We start from the raw sequence: 15432 nt of genomic DNA, 5'->3' as shown, positions 1-15432 counted from the left end.
AAGCTCAACGCTGATTTGGCGGGAAAGCGGCCTTACCTTATCAGCGTAGCCATGATGGCTTTTTGTATATGCAGCCGGTTCTCCGCCTCGTCCCAGACCGCCGAGTGTGGGCCTTCGATGACGTCATCGGTGATTTCCTCCCCACGGTGCGCCGGCAGGCAGTGGAGGACCATGCAGTTCCCTTTCGCCTCGTCGAGGAGGGCCTCGTTAACTTGGTAGCCGGCGAAGGCCTTCTCACGCTCCTTCTGCTCGGCCTCCTGCCCCATACTAGCCCAGACGTCGGTGTTGATCACGTCGGCGTCCTGCACCGCCTCCCGGGGGTCACGGGTGAGGAGGATGTCGGCTCCCTTACCCTTCGCCCAGGCGAGGACATCGGCGTCAGGGTCATACCCCTCGGGGCATGCGAGCTTGAGGGTGAACCCGAAGATGGCGGCGGCCTCGATCCAGGTGTTCGCCATGTTGTTCCCGTCCCCCACCCAGGAGAAGGTAAGCCCATCGTAGCTCCCCCGGTGCTCGATCACTGTAAACAGATCGGCCATGATCTGGCACGGGTGGAAGAGATCGGTGAGGCCGTTGATGACGGGAACCGAGGCGTAGCGGGCAAACTCGTCGACGATCTCCTGCCCGTAGGTACGGATCATAATCCCGTCACAGTAGCGGGAAATGGTGCGGGCGGTATCCTTGATCGGCTCCCCCCGCCCCATTTGCGACGTAGCGGAGGAGATGAAGAGGGGCTGCCCCCCGAGCTGGTAGACGCCTACTTCGAAGGAGACGCGAGTGCGGGTGGAGGACTTCTCGAAGATGAGGGCGATGCTCCTCCCGTCGAGAAGGCGGTGGGAAACCCTCTTCTTCTGCTTCTCCTTCAGCTCCCGCGTAAGAGCGAAGAGCGCGTCGAGTTCCGCCTTCGAGTACTGGTTGAGGGCGAGGAAGTCCTTCTTCATTGCTTCGTTTCCTCCAGTATTCCGGCAAGGATGCCGATCATCTCATCTATTTCCTGCTTGGTCACCACCAGCGGCGGGACGAAGCGGAGCACGCGGTCCTGGGCGACGTTGAGGAGAAGACCACGATCGAGCCCCTTCTTCACGATGTCGCCTGCGGGGATGGAGAGTTCCAGGCCGATCATGAGGCCGATCCCGCGCACCTCGGTAATCACGGGAAATTTTCTCTTAAGCGCCTCCAGTTCCCCGAGCAGGTACTCGCCGATCTCCTCCGTCCTGTTGAGTATTCCCTCCTCCAGGATCACCCGGAGCGAGGCTATCCCGGCAGCGGTTACTAGAGGGTTGCCGCCGAAGGTCGAACCGTGGCTCCCCGGGCCGAATGCCGCGGCGATCTCCTCGGTGGAGAGCATCACCCCGATGGGGGCTCCGCCGGCAAGCGCCTTGGCGAGAGTCATCAGGTCGGGAGTGATCCCGAAGTGCTCGTGGGCAAAGAGTTTGCCTGTTCGCCCGATCCCTACCTGGACCTCGTCGAAAATGAGGAGCAGGTCGTTGGCGTCGCATATTTCCCGCACCTCGCGGAAGTACTCCGCGGAAGGGACGACCACGCCGCCTTCCCCCTGGATCGGCTCCAGCATCACTGCGCAGGTGTTCGGCCCCACCGCCTCGCGAAGCGCCGCCGCGTCATTGAAGGGAACATGCTTGAATCCGTGGAGAAGAGGGTCGAAGAACTTCTGCACCTTCTCCTGTCCCGTGGCGGAGATGGTGGCCATCGTCCTGCCGTGGAAAGAGGAGATGGCGGTTATAATCTCGTACCGGTCGCCGCCGTACCTCTCCCGGCTGTACTTGCGGGCGAGCTTTATTGCAGCTTCGTTGGCCTCGGCGCCGCTGTTGCAGAAGAAGGCGCGGTCAGCGAAGGAGTGGCTGCAGAGGAGCTCCGCAAGCTCGATCTGCTGGGGAATATGGTAGTAGTTGGAGCAGTGGATCAGCTCCGCCGCCTGCTTCTGGAGCGCGGCAACCACCTTGGGGTGACAGTGCCCGAGGTTGTTAACCGCGACCCCGGCTAGGAAGTCGAGGTAGCGCTTCCCGTCGGCATCCCACACGACGCACCCCTCTCCTTTTACCGGAACGAGCGGATACCGCCCATAGGTCTTCATGATGTAGCGGTCGGCTTTTTCGATCCATTGCTGAGATGTCATCATTGCCTCTCGAACGTGCTGCGCCTTTTGCGCCATCTCGACGCCGTCCTCGTCAGCCCGAATGGTTTGATTCTTAAAAACGAGCCGCCTCTATCTGATGCGCAGCCGCTACCCCCGTATCTCGGTGCCTACGCCCGTATCCGTGAAAATTTCAAGTAGAAGGGCGTGCTGCACCCTGCCGTCGACGATGTGGGCCTTCTTCACCCCTTCGTTCACCGCGTCGACGCAGCAGTCTACCTTCGGGATCATCCCGCCGGTGATCACTCCGCCTTCGATGAGCCCCGGCACTTGGCCAAGGGAGATGCTCGACAGGAGGTTTCCCTCCTGGTCCTTCACCCCTTCAACGTCGGTGAGCAGAATCAGCTTCTCGGCCCTGAGGGCTCCTGCCACCCGTCCCGCCACCAGATCGGCGTTGACGTTGTAGCTTTCCCCCTTTTCGCCGACCCCTACAGGCGCGATCACCGGGATGAACTTTCCATGCTCGAGGGTCTGGATAAGCTCCTGATTTACCTTCACCACGTTTCCGACGAAGCCGATATCGATCTGCTCGACGGTCCCGTCCTCCCGCTTCACCGGCTGGAGGAGCTTTTCGCAGAGAAGGAGATTGCCATCCTTGCCCGAGAGGCCGACGGCGCGCCCGCCGTGCTGGTTAAGGTACCCAACGACTTCTTTGTTCACCTGCCCGGTCAGAACCATCTCCACCACCCCCATCGTGGCGGCGTCTGTGACACGCATCCCGCGGACGAATTCGGAGACGATCCCGTAGCGCTTGAGGGTTTCGTTGATCTGCGGACCCCCGCCATGGACCACCACGATGTTGATTCCAAGGGATTTGAGGAGGATTACGTCGAGGGCGAAGGACTCTTTCAGTCTTTCATCCGACATGGCGTGTCCACCGTACTTCACGACAACGGTTTTGCCGGAAAAACGCCTGATGTATGGGAGGGCCTCCATCAGGGTATTCGCTTTTTCTATGAGATGTTGCATCTGGGAATCTCCCATGGCGTCATGGATGAATAAATCCAAAGAGGTAACTATAGCCGGATACGGGGCTACGCGCAATAATTAAAGACCGGAAAGGGAAGCATCTGAGGGAACGAGGCAGCAGTTACTCAACTCTGCCGGATAGGGAGCGTCACGGTGAAGGTGCTGCCTCTGCCGGCTTCGCTTTCGACGCTGATGGTGCCGCCGTGAAGCCGTATGAACTCTCGCGCGTAGTAAAGGCCGAGGCCGAACCCCCTTATTTGCCCTGTATGCGCAGGATCCACCTGGTAAAACTTCTCGAAAATTTTGGGCAGATCCTCGGGTGCTATTCCGATCCCCTCATCCTCAACAATAAGATGACAGGCATCATCGACGCCGGCAAGGGTTACCGAGACCTTGCCGGTATCGCGCGAAAACTTGAAGGCGTTGTCGGTGATCTGACGCAATGCGAATGTTATCTTTTCACGGTCGATCATGACCGGGGGGAGGTCGGCCAGGTCGGTTACCGTCTGCACTCCCGGTTTTGCTGCGGCTTCCTTCGATTCGGCAAGAATCTGCATGATGACGGATCTGAGGCTGCAGGGCTCGACCTTAAGGCCGCCCTCGACGTCCATGACGCTGCTGAAGGTTAGCAGGTCCGCCACCAGCTTTTCCAGGTAACACGATTCCTCGAAAATCAGCTTCAGGTGGTTCTGGAAGCCTGGGTCGGCAGGGTCGTACACACCACCGGCCATATTCTGGAGAAACAACGAAATTGCCGTGATGGGGGTGCGAAACTTATGTGATATGAGAGAGAGGAAGTTGGATTTCAACCGGTCGAGGTTCTTCAGGTTTGCAATCTCTTCCTTAAGCGCTTTCTTTACGAGCGCCTTTTCCACTGTCGTGCGCAACTGCAGAAGATTGAGCGGCTTGGCTATGAAGTCGTCCGCATCCGCCTTCAGTGCATTGAGAATGACGTCTTTGTCGGCGAAGCCGGTCATGACGATCACAACGAGAGTCGGCTCAAGCTCCTTGAGCCGTGTCAGAAGCTCGATCCCCCCCATCTTCGGCATCATCACGTCAGTCAGGATGAGATCGAAGTTCCCGCCTCTGAACAGCCGCAGGGCCTCCTCCCCATCCCCTGCCTCGACTACGTTGTACCCGCGCAGTGCTTTGCTGCACAGGTCGCGGATTATGGCTTCGTCGTCGACGATGAGGATGTTCTTCAGGTTCTGCTGCTGAACAAGACCAATTTCCGGTTTTTGGTTCATTTCGAGCATAAATGATATCCGGCAGTTTCCGAGCGGCAGAAGCAGCAGCTGGTTCGATAGGACACCAGTGCCCTCCTGCGGCTATTTGAGAGGAGGAGTGAAGATGGCAAGAAGCTCCACCGGACTGGAACCGGTGTTACGGAGCCCATGGAGGACACCCGGAGGTGCAAATCCGCAGTTCCCGGCGCGAAAGACCAAGGTGTCGCTACCCATGGTGCATTCAGCGTCTCCCGAAAGGATATAGAAAGTCTCCGCTTCCACATCATGGGTGTGGGGGAATATCTCTCCTCCGGGCTCGATCCTTCCCCGGTGAACGCTGAGGAGGCCTGCCTCCGCCTTTACAATCAGGTCCTTCAGGTAATATTGGTTGTGCTTGGGGTGGAGGACCTCGGCTTGATCCGAAGTATGAATGGTCTTACCGTCCATCACTGCTCCTTTGTGGTGCCTACAGAAGGCCCGTCACGCGTTCCAGCGCTTCGGCCAGTTTTCCCGGTTGCGAGCCTCCGGCCTGTGCGAGCTCGGGTTTGCCGCCGCCGCTTCCGCCGATGATCGGTGCAAGGGTCTTGACGAGGTCCCCCGCCTTGTAGCGGGAGGTAAGGTCTTTGCTGACCGCGACAAGGAGAGCGGCTTTCTCCCCCTGCTCTGCGCCGAGAACGACAATGCCCGATCCGAGGCGGTCTTTGAGGGTATCGGAGAGTTCTCGGAGTGCCTTCGGATCGGCAGCTTCCACTTTGGCAGCCAGAACCTTGACACCGGCTACCTCACGTACCTGATCCAGGAGATTGGAGGACCTGGAGGCATTGATGCGCGACTGAAGGGTTTCTACCTCGCGCTGCAGTTCCTTTTGACGGACGAGGAGCTTCTCCAGTTTTTCGGCGGGGTCTCCCCCCTCTGCCTTGAGGAGAACTGCCAGCCTCTTCTGATCCGCTTCCAGGTTCTGAGCGTATGTGACGGCGCCTCCGCCGGAAAGAGCCTCGATACGCCGCACCCCCGCCGCGATTCCGGCTTCGGTAACTATCTTGAAGAAGCCGATTTCTCCCGCAGCATGCACGTGCGTGCCGCCGCACAGCTCCGCGCTCACCTCCCCTACCCGTACCACCCGCACGCGATCACCGTACTTTTCGCCGAATAGAGCGGTGGCGCCGCTTTCGAGGGCGTCGTTCACGCTCATCTCGCGAGCGTGAACGGAATGGTTGTGCCGAATGTAGCCGTTGACGATGGTTTCCACCCTGCGCAGCTCTTCATCGGAAAGGGGGGAAAAATGGGTAAAGTCAAAGCGGAGCCGGTCGGGAGTGACAAGTGAGCCTGCCTGCTTGACATGATCGCCGAGTACTTCCCTGAGGGCCGACTGCAGCAGATGGGTTGCGGTATGATTGCGGGCGGTCGCCGAGCGCTCTTCCGAATCGACCTTCAGATCGACCGCTTCTCCGGTTTTCAGCGTTCCGTCTTCCACCACACCGACATGAACCGCGAGGTCGGGATAAGGGCGTTTGGTATCGATGATCCGTACATGAGCATTCCCGGAAGAGATCGTCCCCGTGTCTCCGGCCTGACCTCCGGAGGCGCCGTAAAAGGGGGTTGATTCGGTAATGATCTCCACTTCCTGACCCGCTGCAGCTTCGGCAACAAGTCGGCCTCCACGGGCCGTCACGATCGCTTTTACCACTGAATAGCCGGTACCTGCTTCATACCCGGTGAAAGTCGTCCTCATCCCTTCGTTGTAGAGGGTTTTGAATATCTCGGCGATTCCTTCTTCCCCTGAACCTTTCCAGTGCTCCCTCGCCTGCTCCCGTTGGCGTTCCATGCAGGCGTTGAACCCGGCCTCGTCCACGGTGAACGCTTCGCTGGCTACAATATCGGCGGTGAGATCTATGGGAAATCCATACGTATCATAGAGCTTGAAGAGGGTTTCACCCGGAATAGTCCCAACTCCGCGACCCCTGAGAGCCGCCATTTCGTCGTTAAGGATTGCAAGTCCGCGGTCCAGAGTTTCGGCAAAACGATCCTCTTCCGCACGAATCACTTTCTTTATGTAATCCTCCCGTTCCAGCAGCTCGGGGTAGGCCTCGCTCATTATGTCTATGACGGCGTCCACCGTGCGGTAGAGCACCGGGTCGGCAAAGCCGAGCATTTTTCCATGACGCGCGGCACGTCGCATGATGCGCCGCAACACGTATCCCCGCCCTTCGTTGCTCGGGAGAACCCCATCGCAGATGAGAAAGGTGGTAGCCCGGGCGTGATCCGCTATGACGCGCAAGGATACGTCGTCTCTTGTATCGGCGCCGTACTCCTTGCCGCCCAGCTTGGCGGTGAACTGTATGATCCCCTGAAGTAGATCGGTGTCGTAGTTCGACTTCACCCCCTGGAGAACCGTCGCGATCCGTTCGAGACCCATGCCTGTATCCACAGACGGCTTGGGAAGCGGAGTGAGAGTCCCGGATGCGTCGCGGTTGAACTGCATGAAGACGTTGTTCCAGATCTCCATGTACCGGTCGCAGTCGCAGCCGACGGCGCAGTCGGGCTTGCCGCAACCGACGCCGGGGCCATGGTCCCAGAATATTTCTGTGCAGGGCCCGCAGGGGCCGGTATCGCCCATGGACCAGAAGTTATCCTTTTCCCCGAAGCGGTAGATTCGCTCGATGGGTACTCCCTCCTGCCGGTGCCATATTTCGGCCGCTTCGTCGTCATCCTTGTAGACAGTTACGTAAAGCCGCTCCTTATCGAGCTGCAATTCCTTGGTGAGAAATTCCCAGGCAAACGCTATCGCTTCTTTTTTGAAGTAGTCGCCGAATGAGAAATTGCCGAGCATCTCGAAGAAGGTGTGGTGCCGAGCTGTCCTTCCCACCTGCTCCAGATCGTTATGCTTTCCCCCAGCCCGAACGCACTTCTGCGAGCTGCAAGCCCGAATGTAATCCCGTTTCTCAAGTCCGAGAAAGAGGTCCTTGAACTGGTTCATGCCGGCATTGGCAAAGAGGAGCGTGGGATCGTTGTGGGGGATGAGGCTCGAGCTGGCGACCACGGTGTGGCCCCGCTCGGCGAAGTACTGCAAGAATCTGGCTCTGATCTGCTTCCCTGTCATGAAAACCCCGAGGAGTAAAATAAAAAGGCTTCAAGAGCCTTCGGTTGCACGTAGCGCCTGCATGATGGCCTGGATTGAGAACCCGCGCCGCTGCAGGTAGTGGATGATCCTTCGTGTTTCCTTCTGCGTTGCCCTTGATGCAGAATAATCGGGAAACCTGCGATTCAGAAGCTCCGTCAGGATATCCGATTCCTCATGCACGGCCAGAAGCTCTGCGGTCACCTCGGAAACTATCTGCTCCGAGATGCCGCGGCGGACCAGCTCCAGACGCAGCCGGGGTCCGACGCACCTCATGCCGGCTACGGCAGACTCCGCCCACCGCTCTGCAAACCGCCGGTCATCAAGATACCCTAATCCGGCGAGCCGTTCGAGGACGGATGCTATAACCCCGGAAGGTGTTCCCTTGCTGCGCAGCTTACGTTCCAACTCATGGCAGCTGTGGTCCCGGCGGGCAAGCAGCCGCAGCGCCGATGCGAAAACCGCTGCTTCGTCCTCCATTACTACCTTTCAAGAGGGAGAGATTCCCCCTCGGAGGATTCCTCCTCCTTGACGAACTGGTCCCACGTATTATCGGAGGTGGAGGAGATTCCCGAGACTTTCAGTGCAAAGTCGTCCGGGTTGGAGGACTGACGCAGCGCTTCTTCATATGAGATGAGCTTCTTCGTGAAGAGTTGCATGAGCGACTGGTCGAAGGTCTGCATTCCGTAGGAGACATATCCCTGTGCTATAGCTTCAGGAAGCTGCTTTGTCTTCTCCTTGTCGTCGATGCAGTCACGGATGCGGGCAGTTCCGAGCATCACTTCCACCGCCGGCACCCTTCCCTTCCCATCTATCCTCGGGACGAGCCTCTGGGAAACGACCCCTCTGATGACACCTGCCAATTGCATCCGCACCTGCCGCTGGTGATAGGGGGGGAAGACTGAAATTATCCGGTTTATGGTCTCGGCGGCATCGAGGGTGTGAAGGGTGGACATGACCAGGTGGCCCGTTTCCGCCGCGTTAAGCGCGGTTTCGATGGTTTCCAGGTCTCGCATCTCGCCGACGAGAATGACATCCGGGTCCTGACGGAGGGCGCTCCTCAATGCGCTTCCGAAGGAGAGGGTATCAAGCCCGACCTCGCGCTGGCTTATGATGCTCTTCTTGTCCCTGTGGAGGTACTCCACCGGATCTTCGATCGTGATGATGTTGCAGGATCGGCGTTCGTTGATGTACTCGATCATCCCCGCGAGGGTAGTGGATTTTCCGCTGCCGGTGGTCCCGGTGACGAGGATGAGACCTCGCTCCTCCGAACAGATCTTGGTGAGCACCGGCGGCAGGTTCAGGGTTTCCAGGGTGGGGATGGTAATGGGAATCGCCCTGAACACCATCGAGATGCTGCCGCGCTGCCGGTAGACGCTGACGCGGAAACGGCCGAGGCCCGGGATTCCGTAAGCAAGATCCACTTCGTACTGGTCCTGGAACTGCTGCTTCTGACGGCTGTTCATCATCCCGAAGGCCATGGCCTCGACAGCTTCCGCACCGAGACGGGGAGCGTTGGGGATGGGATGAAGCTTGCCGTTTATCCGTACCACCGGCGGAAGCCCCGACTTTACGTGGATGTCGGACCCTCTCGCCTTTACGGCAATGGTCAGTATTTCGTTCAGCTCCATCGCCTATGCTCCGGCGTCGGCACCGGCAGCGGTTCCGACATTTTTCAGGCCGAGGACGGAGAGGAGCTTTTCCCTGATCTTAACCGCGCTCGAAGGGTTCTCCTTGAGATAGAGCCGTGCGTTCTCGCGCCCCTGCCCGATCCGGTCTTTTCCGTAGGAGAACCAGGAGCCGCTCTTTTCGACGATGCCGCGTTCAACTGCGAGATCGAGAAGGTCCCCCTCTTTTGAAATCCCTTCCCCGTACAGAATGTCGAACTCTACCTCCTTGAAGGGAGGGGCCACCTTGTTCTTGACGACTTTCACGCGGGTGCGTGAGCCTATCACGTCGTTACCCTGCTTGAGGGAAGCGATTTTCCGGATGTCCATCCGGATCGAAGCGTAGAACTTGAGAGCGTTTCCGCCTGTTGTCGTTTCCGGGTTGCCGAACATCACGCCGATCTTCATCCGGATCTGGTTGATGAAAATGACGCAGCAGTTGGACTTGGAGATGATGGCGGTGAGTTTGCGCAGCGCCTGGGACATTAGCCGCGCCTGCAGCCCCATGTGGGAGTCTCCCATCTCCCCCTCTATTTCCGCTTTGGGCACCAGTGCGGCAACCGAGTCGATGACCAGGACATCGATTGCGCCGCTGCGCACCAGCATTTCGGCAATTTCGAGAGCCTGCTCCCCCGTGTCCGGCTGGGATACGAGCAGATCGTCTGTCTTCACACCGAGTTTGCGCGCGTACCCGATATCGAGGGCGTGTTCAGCATCGACGAAAGCCGCAATTCCTCCCAGCTTCTGAGCTTCGGCAACCACGTGGAGGGCAAGTGTCGTCTTGCCGGAGGATTCCGGTCCGAAGACTTCTATGACGCGGCCTCTTGGAACGCCTCCGACTCCAAGCGCAGCATCGAGCGAAAGGGCGCCTGTAGGGATCGCAGCTATGTCAGGCAGGGCTTCGTCATGGCCAAGGCGCATGATGGCCCCTTTGCCGAATTGTTTCTCGATCTGAGTTACCGCTAAGTCTATTGCTTTGTCCCGTTCCAGCATATCGTCTCCTTGCCGCCATTTGGCGCGGTTCCACGGCCATTTCCGTCACGTATGAAGAGCCCACACATAGCATATTTTTCGCAGAATTTTCAATGCTTATCTTTTTGAGCAGCCCTTGGGAAGCCAGCGAGTATGGGTGGGAAGTTACCGGGAGCCGTCGAGGAGTGACTCAGCAGAAGGCATGAAAGGGAAGGAGGGTTGCTGTACCCCCTCCTCAAGGGGGAGTAGAAGGAAAAAGGAGCTTCCGCATCCGGTGCATGACGGGCTTTCAACCCACGCCATGCCGCCGTGGGCCTCAACCATTCCCTTGACGATGGCGAGACCTACTCCGGTTCCCTTTCCCTGGAACTTGTGCCTGCCGCTGGAGTGGTGACGAATGTCTCCTACTTCATAAAATTTTTCGAAAATCTTTGTCTGTTCCTCAGGAGGGATGCCGACGCCGTTGTCCCGGACCTCCACTTCCAGGTACGACGCTTCTCCGATTCGTTCGACAAAGGTGCTGCAGAATGCAGCCAGGCGCTTTTCCTTTTCCTGCAGGGCATGACGGTCGACAAGGCGCCCGCGGATAACTATCTCCCCCCGGTCCGAGCTGAATTTGACGGCGTTCTCGATCAGCTTGGTGAATATCTCCTCCAGGTACTCGCGGTCGGCGGAAAAGTAAGGGAGGTGGTCCAGGTCCGGAGCCACCAGCCTCTGTCCCCGATCCCGGAGGAGTGGACCGAACCGTTCCTGCATTACTTCCACAATTTCACCGAGATGCAGCACGTCTGCATTTACGCTCATGGTCCTGGCCTCGATCCGAGCGACGCGCATCAGATCATTAACTATTTCGTTGAGCCTCACACCGGCTTCGTGAACCGTCCGGAGGACCGTCAGTTCGTCCTGGTCAATGGAGTGCAGCCGGCCCAGCAAATATTCAGTGCCGCTCATGATGCCCGTTAGCGGTGTCCGGAACTCGTGGGAAATCATCCCGAGGAAGTGGCTCTTCATTTTGTCGAGGCGACCAAGTTCCCTGTTGGCGTGCTCCACAACAGCGAAATTATGGCTCAGCTTGCGCTGTGATACGGCAAGGTAATGGCTTTCCTTTTCCAGGAGTCGATATGAGCGGGAGAGCTCCTCCGTCTGGGCACTCAACTTGGCGTAGAGGCGAGCATGCTCGATCACGATCCCAATCTGGCTTCCAATGGTGGCAAAGAGGCTGAGTTCCGATTCTGAAAATTCGCGCCGACTACGACTAAGGATGTGCATGACACCGATCAGGCGGCCCTGGGCGAGAAGAGGAGCCGCCGCGGAGGATAGCCATCCATCGGAGGAAGCCAGGCGACCGAGAGAGCATGATGCACCATCCAGTTCCTCGACCGAGTGTCGGTGGCTTGTTGTCGCTATGAAACAGGGAGTGGTTGTGCCGAAACTGCAGTTGCCTATCTTCTCCCTGAGTCCACATGATATTCCGTGAGTCGCAGCGAGCAGGAGATGCTCTCGCCCTTCTTCCGCCAGATGGATGATGCCTGCATCACCTTCAAGCACCTCTATCGTTTCCCGCAGGGTTGCGTCAAGCACCGACTGCAGGTCGAGGCTTTCGTTTATTCTCGTCATGAAGTTCATGAGGGTCGAAAGTTCACGGTTGCGCTGCCGTGCCTCCTGCTGGGCTTTCCGCTTTTGGGTTACATCCCGGATCATTATGCGAATCACCCGTTCTCCGTCCAGTTCGATCGTGCGGGCGTCAATGTCTCCCATGAATTGGAGCCCGTCTTTTCGCCTGAACCTGAACCCCTCGGCACGAGCTCTGCCGCGGCGCAGGAGCGCCGCCATCAGCGAGGTGTACCGACCGTTTTCCTCTTCAGCCACCAGATCCCTTCCCTGCAGCGCCTGCATCTCCTCCTTGCTGTAACCGAAGAGCTCCAAAGCGATATTGTTCACCTCTTCCAGGCTTCCCTTCTCGACGTCCAAGAGGAAAATGGCGGTTCCGGCACCTTCCAGAAGGCTGCTGTACCTCAGGGCGCACTTTTCCACCTCACGCTTCAGGTGACGATATTGGTCCCTGGCGTCATCGAGCGACAGAGCGTGAGTTCTCGTGAGGTTTCTGAGGGAGAGGAGAGACGCTGCAAGTAGCAGCAGCCCAACCAGTTGGATGAACTGAGGTATGGGATGTGTGGTCGGGATCAAGAAAGAAAATGATATCCCGGCCACGAGCAGGCAGAGAGCGGCCGCTACGGCCGCTACGGCAAGTTTGTGCATAATCCGGTATGTGGAAGAGTTCATGATCTCTCCACCGTTCTTTACACGAGCTTTTGCAACAGATGCCGCCGTAGCAGGTCGAGAGCCTTGAACGACGTGATGAGCCGTATCTCGTTGCGATTCCCGCGGAAATTGCAGCGTACCACCCTACAGTCTGAGGAGTCGGCCAAGGCTATGTAGACAGTCCCAGCCGGCTTCTCCGCACTTCCCCCTTCCGGGCCGGCAATGCCGGTTATGGAAAGTGCGATGTCGCTCCCTGAAGCACGCCTCATTCCTTCCGCCATTGCTGCGGCTACCGACTCGCTTACTGCCCCTTCCTGCTCGACAAGCTCTGTGGGGACCTGAAGCGCCCTTATCTTTGCCGCATTTGAATAGGTGACCGCTCCTTCGAGGAAATAGGCGGAGCTTCCCGCAAGGTCAGTGATCCGCTTTGCCAGGAGACCTCCTGTGCACGATTCCGCAAGAGAAAGGGTAAGGCCGGTACGGCGGAAGAGGTTCGCCACTGTTGTGTCGATAGTTTCCTCGTCTTCGGCGAACAGATAATCCCGGAGCCGAACCCTTACCCTTTCGGCGACCCGCGCAAGCCGGTCGGACACTTCCGCCTCGCATTTTCCTTCTCCCCGCAGCTTGATCAGTATCTCCGGGAACTCCACGCCGAACGCCACGGTTACCCCCGGTTCAGCCACGTCGAGCAGCAGCGGATCGACTTCCGCTTCGGCGATCCCGAACACCTTGAGGACCTTTGTCTGCAGGGTGGATGAGCTCTGTCTCATCCTCGAGAGATAGGGGAGAACGTTTTCTTCGAGCATCCGCATCATCTCTTTCGGAACACCCGGAAGAAAGAAGAGGGTGCACCGCCCGTATACCAGGCGAAACCCACAGGCTGTCCCTTCAGGATTGGGAATGACTTCCGCCGGCTCCGGCAACAGTGCCTGCTTTTCACCAAGGGCCGCATCTCCGCCCAGTTTGCACGTCATTCTTCGCGTATGATCGAGCGCCTGCTCATTTATGACGAGGGGTGCCCCCGCCAAGGTCGCTGCGGCACGCGCGGTCACGTCGTCAATCGTGGGGCCAAGCCCTCCCGTAACTATGACTGCGGCACTTCGCTCCGAGAGGTATTGCAGAGCATCCACGATCTCGGCCTCCGCATCCCCGGCAGTTAGACGGGCGCCATTACCGAACCCCAGATCGTACAGTTTCCGGGCGATGAAGGGAGCGTTGGTGTCCACGACTTCACCGAAGAGCAGCTCATCACCTATTGAGAGGAGGGCTATTTTCATTCCAATCAGCTTACCTTTAGCGGAAACGGTCTACTTCCCTGATGCCCTTCTGCGTGCTTCTGCAGCCTTTTCCAGATGCCCCGTCCGGCTGTATGCAGTCGCAAGCGTCTGCCATACCGCCGGGTTGTTCATGCCCCTCCTCAACAGCAGCTCGGCCTTGGACGCGGCCTGCTGATACAGCATTAGCTTCGGCAGCTCTCCTGCTGCGATCAAGGGCTGGTTGCTGGTTCCCTCCAATGCAACAAACGTAGTGTCGTCGCAATACACAAGGTGCCAGGATGGATCTGCCGCGATATGGTTGACGACTTGATACAGCTCCCCGGTAAAATCATCCACTGTGGACAGGATGATCATGTTCATGTTGTGCCGATGGAGGATGTCCTTCCATTCCGGTGTCCACAGAACGCGTGTGTACTCATCGAACGCTTTCAGGCTTAAGGACCTTCCGTCAATAAAAACCTGATGTTCCGGATAGAGACTCCAGATAAGGTAGCCTCCCCAGTTGAAGTAATTGAAGATTCGGCCTGAAGGCTTCTCCTTCTTCAGGAAATCGGACGCCGCAACAGGGAAACGATATGTGTTTACGGGTGAAGCCAGGGAGGCGTAGGCGCGGGGAAAAAATCTGGCAGAGCTGTACCACAGCAGTATAAGACTGCACATAGCCAGGATGGTGCACCCACGCTTCAACCTGCTGCTTCCGAATACTGCTGAGTTAAGAGCTGCTCCCAACCCGAAGGTGGTTCCGAAAACAAAGAAGGGGATGTAGCGGTAACTTCTGAAGCTGATTACCAGTAAAGAAAGGGATATTAGGAGGAAAGTTGGATCGAGCTTTTTAACCCGGGAGCCACAGGTCACCAGATACAGCGCCACATAAATGAAAAATGGAGTAACCAGGATGCCATGATCTTTCCATGCGGCAAACGGTGACATGTATTCCGAACTTCGGCTCTGCAGATCGGAACCTTCATTCTTTAGTAGTCCCAGGAAAGCGTCGAACCCGTTGGGATTTATTCCCGTTGCTGCGAGAGCAACAAGTATCAGAATGACGACTTTGAGCAGGGAAGTTCTGTTTGCCGGCGGTTTGGAATGAATGAAATGCTGGGTGGTTTCGGACAATGCATAGAGTACAAGGACCGCTGCTCCGAGAGTATATCCTGGATGGCTGTTCGCCCACAGAACCATGAGGGGGGGGAGGAGTAAAGCAGGTTTTAAGTTATGATCGACGGTGCCGGAGTCTTCCTTGCTGCCGATGTATCCGATTCGCGAAAGCAGAAGCATGAGCATTGCGAAAAGGAGCATCGACAATATCTGAGGTCGTTCAGCGGAAAAGTAGGTGGAGACCCATCCGCATAGAACCATCAGGAGAAGAGTGCAGCGAAAATCCCATCCCTTTCGCACTCCATGTGAAAACACCAGGAGAGGAACTGCAAGAAAAATTGCAACCTTGCACAGGATAAGTCCTGCCGGTCCGCCCAAGGCATGACTGGCGTAGAACAGAACCTGCGCCAGCCAGTACCCGTTAAGCAGGAACATTCGGTTAGGATCCAGATACGAGGGGGGGATGGAGTTGAAAGGATCGGTCTTGAGGAAACTGCCCGTATGAACAATTTCCCTCCCGGTAGCCAGGTGCCACCATACATCGATATCCCATATGGGACTTGCGATTTTTACAGTTACCGGCACCACTACCAGTAAAACTGCCAGCAGCTGAAACCACCTGTTTTTGTAAATGCGGTCGTCCACGTTCTTCATCATGTATAAGCCCGGCTCATGGATACGGCGTGCATGT

General features: G+C 57.5%; 12 protein-coding genes. All 12 read right to left on the bottom strand.

Annotation, left to right across the window (positions count from 1 at the left end; all coding sequences use genetic code 11):
* Positions 1-32: 32 nt before the first annotated feature.
* The 12 genes from argF to CFB04_RS13140 all read right to left on the bottom strand — a co-directional run bounded on the left by argF (position 33) and on the right by CFB04_RS13140 (position 15398).
* A complete protein-coding gene (gene argF / locus CFB04_RS13195; protein WP_088535702.1) occupies positions 33-941 on the bottom strand; it encodes an ornithine carbamoyltransferase in 909 nt (302 codons plus the stop codon).
* Entirely contained in the window at positions 938-2134 is a 1197-nt protein-coding gene (locus CFB04_RS13190) for an acetylornithine transaminase (RefSeq protein ID WP_088536834.1), read from the bottom strand. Before CFB04_RS13190 ends, argF begins: the two co-directional genes overlap by 4 nt.
* 108 nt (positions 2135-2242) lie before the next feature.
* On the bottom strand, positions 2243-3121 hold the full coding sequence (argB, locus tag CFB04_RS13185) for an acetylglutamate kinase (protein ID WP_088535701.1): 879 nt from the start codon (positions 3119-3121) through the stop codon (positions 2243-2245).
* A gap of 125 nt (positions 3122-3246) precedes the next feature.
* The gene (locus CFB04_RS13180; RefSeq protein WP_088535700.1) at positions 3247-4377 is read right to left on the bottom strand and encodes a cell wall metabolism sensor histidine kinase WalK; all 1131 of its coding nucleotides are present in this window, start codon (positions 4375-4377) and stop codon (positions 3247-3249) included.
* A 72-nt stretch (positions 4378-4449) separates the two neighbouring features.
* Positions 4450-4794, bottom strand: coding sequence for a cupin domain-containing protein (locus CFB04_RS13175; protein WP_088535699.1), 345 nt, complete (start codon positions 4792-4794; stop codon positions 4450-4452).
* A gap of 19 nt (positions 4795-4813) precedes the next feature.
* Positions 4814-7447 (bottom strand): alanine--tRNA ligase, encoded by a 2634-nt coding sequence (gene alaS / locus CFB04_RS13170; protein ID WP_088535698.1) that lies wholly within the window; start codon positions 7445-7447, stop codon positions 4814-4816.
* 30 nt (positions 7448-7477) lie between these two features.
* Entirely contained in the window at positions 7478-7945 is a 468-nt protein-coding gene (locus tag CFB04_RS13165) for a regulatory protein RecX (protein ID WP_088535697.1), read from the bottom strand.
* A 2-nt stretch (positions 7946-7947) separates the two neighbouring features.
* On the bottom strand, positions 7948-9096 hold the full coding sequence (locus CFB04_RS13160; RefSeq protein ID WP_088535696.1) for a type IV pilus twitching motility protein PilT: 1149 nt from the start codon (positions 9094-9096) through the stop codon (positions 7948-7950).
* 3 nt (positions 9097-9099) lie between these two features.
* Entirely contained in the window at positions 9100-10125 is a 1026-nt protein-coding gene (gene recA / locus CFB04_RS13155) for a recombinase RecA (RefSeq protein ID WP_088535695.1), read from the bottom strand.
* A 144-nt stretch (positions 10126-10269) separates the two neighbouring features.
* Entirely contained in the window at positions 10270-12387 is a 2118-nt protein-coding gene (locus CFB04_RS13150; RefSeq protein WP_088535694.1) for an ATP-binding protein, read from the bottom strand.
* A 17-nt stretch (positions 12388-12404) separates the two neighbouring features.
* Positions 12405-13643: a competence/damage-inducible protein A gene (locus CFB04_RS13145; protein ID WP_088535693.1), complete on the bottom strand. Its 1239-nt coding sequence runs from the start codon at positions 13641-13643 to the stop codon at positions 12405-12407.
* A gap of 30 nt (positions 13644-13673) precedes the next feature.
* Positions 13674-15398, bottom strand: a complete 1725-nt coding sequence (locus CFB04_RS13140; RefSeq protein ID WP_088535692.1) for a hypothetical protein — start codon at positions 15396-15398, stop codon at positions 13674-13676.
* Positions 15399-15432 lie beyond the last annotated feature (34 nt).

The sequence above is a fragment of the Geobacter sp. DSM 9736 genome, from assembly GCF_900187405.1.
Classification (GTDB): domain Bacteria; phylum Desulfobacterota; class Desulfuromonadia; order Geobacterales; family Geobacteraceae; genus DSM-9736.
The sequence above is the reverse complement of the archived record's forward strand: the minus strand, read 5'-3'. Positions and strand labels throughout refer to the sequence as shown.